The organism is Microbacterium sp. (assembly GCF_049650565.1).
Taxonomy (GTDB): domain Bacteria; phylum Actinomycetota; class Actinomycetes; order Actinomycetales; family Microbacteriaceae; genus Microbacterium.
In genome coordinates, this window is record NZ_JBASAK010000010.1 from 1 (window position 1) to 2,073 (window position 2,073).

The following is a 2,073-nucleotide window of genomic DNA, read 5'->3' on the forward strand; positions in this document are numbered from 1 at the left end:
AGGACTGGGCACAAGGCGGCGAAACCAGCATCGACAACCTGGCGTACTTCTGCAAGACCCACCACGGGCTCAAGCACCCCACCCTGCCCGACCTCGCCCGCTGGACCGCCCGGCAGACCAGCGACCGTGCCGTGCAATGGACCAGCCCTACCGGCACCACCTACCCCGACTTCGAGCAGTCCCGCGTCATGTTCATCCCCACCGACACCCTCCGCACCAGCATCACCTGGCCCGACCAGCCCCTCACCGCACAACAAGCCAGATCACCCTTCTGAACACACCAGGAATGACGGGGCTCCGACCGATGACTCAATCTTCGGCAGTACCGCCCGAGTACAACCGCGCTGCGGAGCTGTCCTCCGGCTGGATGATTGCGCCGACATCAACCGAGTTGTCGACGACGACATCCGCCCACTGCCAGGGTCGCGCAGTCCGAAAGTAGAGCCGTTGCCCGCCGACATATCTGTTCATGGAGGGATGCTCAGGGTCCGGATGCGTGCCATCGCGCACGGCCATCCGCGCTGCCGTAACAGCGAACGGTACATCGAGGAAGACCGAGAAGTCCCATTGCGATCTCAACTCCTCGCGATGAAGGAACATGCCCTCCACGACCACGGTGCTCCCCTTTCCGGAGCGAGCGACCACGTCCTCGATTGTGCGGGTCAATGAGCCAAGGTCGTATGTGTCCAACCAGAAGCCCTCAGGAGAGTGTCTTCCCCTCGCGTGACGAATCGCAGGAGCGTTCAGATGGTCATCCACGTGGATCACTGCCGAGCACGACGATCCCAGGCTGTCTGCCAGCCGAGCGGCAAAGCGGGTCTTACCGCTGCCATCGACGCCATCGATGCCGACCAGCACCCGGCGCTGCTGCAGTGCAATCGCGTTGACCGACGTTGCGATCACGTTCATGGGGTCTGCCATCAGGTCCCTCAGGCCAGCTGCTCCAGCAGCCATCCCGCGGACTCGACGCGCGCCCCGATGCCCTCCAGGCGTGCTCGCAGCCCCCGATCGCTGGTGACGCCGACGACGGACAGCCCACCCCCTAGAAGCCGGCGGGCCTGGTCGACGATCGCATCGTCGCCAGCTCCGGCGGCGCGCACGACCTCCACGCGGCCGTGGTCCACGGCATCCGAATTCGTCCCGCCACGGCCGGTATCCGCGATGGCCCGTGCCGCGCCCTCCACGACCAGCGACACTCCTGGATACCAACGGTCCGCACCCAGGCCCAGCAAGGCAGCGGACACGCCGCCGGTGGTCCACGCCGACACTCGGTCCCTCAGCCGCGAAGCCGCACCGGCACGATCCCTCCACCAGCCGTCCGGCACCGAGCCCACGACATTGGCGGCATCCACCACCACAGCCGGACGCACTGGCAGCAGAGCGCGCAGCGAAGTCCAGGCCGCCCCGAACCCCGGATGCAGCGGACGCTGATCCACCTCATCCACCGGCACCCACTCCAGCGCCAGACTCTCCGGGTCGCTGATCACCGGGTCGAAGGGCTCGAGCACATCGGCGATCACCGTCGTGTACGACCAGATCGAAAGGTCCAGCACGCTCGCGAACCGCGCACGCACAGCGCCGTCGGGGATCCCGGCCTCCTCCTGAGCCTCACGCAGCGCACCGCGCAACGGCGACTCGCCCTCGTGCAGCGCCCCACCCGGAATGCCCCACGTGCCGCCGTAGTGGCTCCAACCGACCCTGTGCTGCAGCAGCACGCCTCGCTGCGGATCGAACGCCAACAGGCCTGCGGCGCCGAAGCGACCCCAGTACTTCTCCCCCGTCTCCGCGACCACCCACGCGTCGCCCGGGTCGCGCGGCCCCTGCGGGCGTCGCGGTTCACCGGGCACAGCAGGGATGATCGACACCCCTCCAGCTTTTCACAGCGTCGCGGGCACGCGGCGATCAAGTCGAAGAGTGTCAGCGCCCGTGCGGAGGAGCCCTACCGGCGCCGGCGCTCCCGCACGCGCATGTTGATGACGATGGGCGTGCCCTCGAACGAGTACAGCTCGCGCAGCCTGCGCTGGATGTACCGGCGGTACCCCGGGTCGAGGAACCCTGTTGTGAACAGCACGA

At 67.5% G+C, this 2,073-nt stretch carries 4 protein-coding genes; 1 reads left to right on the forward strand and 3 read right to left on the reverse strand.

Annotated elements, in window-relative coordinates; genetic code table 11:
• Positions 1-275: HNH endonuclease signature motif containing protein (locus WA967_RS01605; RefSeq protein WP_424419154.1), on the forward strand; the 275-nt coding region annotated here is incomplete at its 5' end.
• 34 nt (positions 276-309) lie between these two features.
• On the opposite strand, the gene WA967_RS01610 is transcribed toward WA967_RS01605, so the two are convergent.
• The 3 genes from WA967_RS01610 to WA967_RS01620 all read right to left on the reverse strand — a co-directional run.
• Positions 310-909, reverse strand: a complete 600-nt coding sequence (locus tag WA967_RS01610) for an AAA family ATPase (RefSeq protein WP_424419155.1) — start codon at positions 907-909, stop codon at positions 310-312.
• Positions 910-929: 20 nt separating this feature from the next.
• Positions 930-1,865, reverse strand: coding sequence for an NUDIX domain-containing protein (locus WA967_RS01615; protein ID WP_424419156.1), 936 nt, complete (start codon positions 1,863-1,865; stop codon positions 930-932).
• A gap of 74 nt (positions 1,866-1,939) precedes the next feature.
• A partial coding sequence (locus WA967_RS01620; RefSeq protein WP_424419157.1) for a hypothetical protein occupies positions 1,940-2,073 on the reverse strand: 134 nt, incomplete at its 5' end.